Origin of the sequence: Rhodoblastus sp. (assembly GCF_041915505.1) — a bacterium.
Taxonomy (GTDB): domain Bacteria; phylum Pseudomonadota; class Alphaproteobacteria; order Rhizobiales; family Beijerinckiaceae; genus Rhodoblastus.
This window is the reverse complement of the sequence record NZ_JAYSBG010000416.1, coordinates 1-2,780: the sequence shown is the minus strand read 5'-3', so window position 1 is coordinate 2,780 and position 2,780 is coordinate 1. Positions and strand designations below refer to the sequence as shown.

At 68.5% G+C, this 2,780-nt stretch carries 3 protein-coding genes; all 3 read right to left on the bottom strand.

Annotation, left to right across the window (positions count from 1 at the left end):
• The coding region (locus ACE3S9_RS17900; RefSeq protein WP_374547834.1) for an efflux RND transporter periplasmic adaptor subunit at positions 1-868 on the bottom strand (868 nt) is incomplete at its 3' end.
• A gap of 20 nt (positions 869-888) precedes the next feature.
• Entirely contained in the window at positions 889-1,083 is a 195-nt protein-coding gene (locus ACE3S9_RS17895) for a DUF1656 domain-containing protein (protein WP_374547833.1), read from the bottom strand.
• Positions 1,080-2,780, bottom strand: a 1,701-nt coding sequence (locus ACE3S9_RS17890) for an FUSC family protein (RefSeq protein ID WP_374547832.1), incomplete at its 5' end; no start/stop codon positions are given. The genes ACE3S9_RS17895 and ACE3S9_RS17890, both read right to left, overlap by 4 nt.

Sequence of the window (2,780 nt, the reverse complement as noted above, 5' to 3'; positions counted from 1 at the left end):
CCAGATCGTCGCGGAAGCGCACCGGCTGGCCGATTTCGACCGTCGCGGTCATGCCGGCGACCGGAGTGACCTCCGCCGGGACCGGATCGAGCTCAATGCGGACCGGCACGCGTTGGGCGAGGCGCACCCAGGTGAAGACCGGATTGACGCTTTGCAGCCCTGCCCCCGCGCCGCCGGCGTCCTGGTCCGCTATGCCGCGCGTGACGCTGGCGACGCGGCCGGTCAGCAGATGATCGGGATAGCCCATCAGGACGAAGCGCGCCGGGTCGCCCTGCTTGATGGCGGCGAGCTGGGTCTCCTCGAAATAGCCGGCCAGCCAGAAGGAATCGCGGTCGACAATGGTCAGGATGGCCTGTCCCGCGGCGACGAAATCGCCCTCGCGCAGGCGCAGATTGGTGACATAGCCATTGACCGGCGAGCGGACGACCGCTCGCTCCAGATTGAGTTTCGCCATATCGAGCTGGGCGCGCGCCTGATCGACCGCCGCATCCGCCACCTTGGCGCTGACGTCATATTGCTCCTTCTCCTCATTCGAAATGGAGAGGTCGGTCAGGCGGGCGCGGCGCTCGGATTTCAACTGCGCCAGCCGGTTCGAATGTTGCAGCCCCTCCAGCGCCGCCTGGGCCTGGGCGACCGCGATCTCATAGGCGCGCGGGTCGATGGCGAACAGAATGTCGCCCTTCTTCACCGGCTGGTTGTCGGCGACCAGCAGGCGTTGGACATTGCCGGCGACCTCCGGCGCGACGGTGACTGTCTCGACGCGAATCCGCGCGTCGCGCGTCCACGGCGCGATCATGTAATGACGCCACAAAGCGGTGGCGAGCAGCAGGCCGACGATGACCGCGCACAAGGTCAACGTGAAAGCCAACAGGCGGCGAAATTTCCGTTTCATAGCAAATAGACCGTAAGAGCGAGGACGACGACGAACAGGCACAATTCAACCAGCGCCGGATGCCAGAAAGGCGCGAACAGGCCGGCGCGCGCGCAAAGCCAGCGCATCGGCAGGAAAAGAACGAAGGCGACCGCGAGATCGGACACGAAGGGCGCGAAATAGGCGCCGAAAAAATTGATTTCCCCGGTCATTGCAGCGCCTGTTCGAAGAAGCGCCGGCGGCCGGCGACGAGCGCGTCGATGGAAGGAAGAATGGCCGCCGCGCGCAGGATCGGCGCGGCCTGGCCGGGCTCCAGTTCCGCCGCGCGAACGCGCAGCGCCTCGGCCGCGCCAGCCAAAGCCGCGCCGCGCCGGGGTCCGCCAAGCGTGGCGAGCGCCTCGCGCGCCAGCCGGTCGGCGGCGGGATCGGGCGCGACCAGCGCCCGCAGCCGCGACACGTCACGTCCCAGCCGCAAAGCGGCGAAGCCGCTGCGCAAGGCGGAATCGCTGCGGATATTGGCGGCGCGCAGCCGCGCCACCAGCAGGCGCATGCGGTCATGCATGCGGCCTTCCCATTCCAGTGCGGAAACCGACTTGCCGCGCTGGAGCAATTCACCGAGATCGCGACGGATCTCGACCAGCAGATGCCGGCTCAGCGCCCGGATGTCGATCGGCAACACGAGCTGATAGGCGATCGCGGTCAGCGCGGCGCCGGCGATGGTCGCCAGGGCGTTGTTCATGAAGACGTTGGGATCGTAGACCATCGGATTGGACGGCCCGAGCAGCGTGACGAAGAACACGCCAAAGCCGATGCCGCTGAACATCAGGCGCGGCACGGTCATGACCGCCGCGCTGATCATGATCGGCGGCGCGAGCCACATCGCCAGCAGCGGAAAGCCGGTGATCTGCGGCAACACCCAGAGCAGATAGAACAGTCCCAGCACGCTCGCCGCCGCCACGCCCCAGACCATGTCCATGGCGTCGGCCGAGGGCCGTTCGCGCAGCGAGAGCAAGGCGACATTGGGCGCGACGGAGGCCATCATGGTCGCGCCGAAAATCGACCAACCCAGGCCGAACCAGAGCGAACCCGCCAGCAAAACCGCCGCGGCGGCGCGCGCGGCGTTCCGCCCCGCCCAGCGCCAGTCAAGATGAGTCGCATTGCGCCGGACGCGCCATTCGGCGGTTTCGTCGGACAGGCCGAGCGCCGCGCGCTCCAGCTCCGCGACCAGGTCGGCCAGCCGGTCGACCGCGACCACCGAGGTCGGCGCGAGACGCTCGACGCCGCTTTCGAACACGCCTTCCAGCCGCTGACGCAAGGCGCCCAATCGGCGCCGCGCGTCTTGCAGCGCCGCATCGTCGCGCGCCGCCAGAGCCGCGAGCGCTTCGTCTATCGCCGCCTCCGCTTCATGGCGACTTTCGACGACGAAAGGCTCGGCGCCGGCGGATTCGAGCGCTTCGGTCACGGCCGGCGCGGCGGTCAGCGCGCCGTAAAAAGCGGCGGCGGAATCGCGCAAGGCGGCGAAGCGCGCGCCATGGCGGGGATCCTCGGCGGCGGCGAATTGAATCGCGGAATCCAGCGACCCGAGACGCATAGCCAATGCCCGGCGCTGCGGCTTCAGCACCAGAGCCTGCCCGGCTTGCAGGGCCTGGCGGCAGTGGGCGAACAATTCGGCCAGCATGGCGCGCAGCATCTGATCGAGCTGGCGACCGGCGCCATGGCCGGTCAACACGGCGCCGACAAGGGCCGAACTGGCAATGCCGAGCGAAACCACCGCAACGCGCGCCATGGCGAGCGTGAAGATCGATTCAGGCCGGTCCACGGCGGGCATGGCGATCAGCGCGACGGTATAGCCGGCGAGCACGGCGCCGTAAGAACGGAAGCCGCGCAGCAGGGTGGAGGCCGCCGTGCA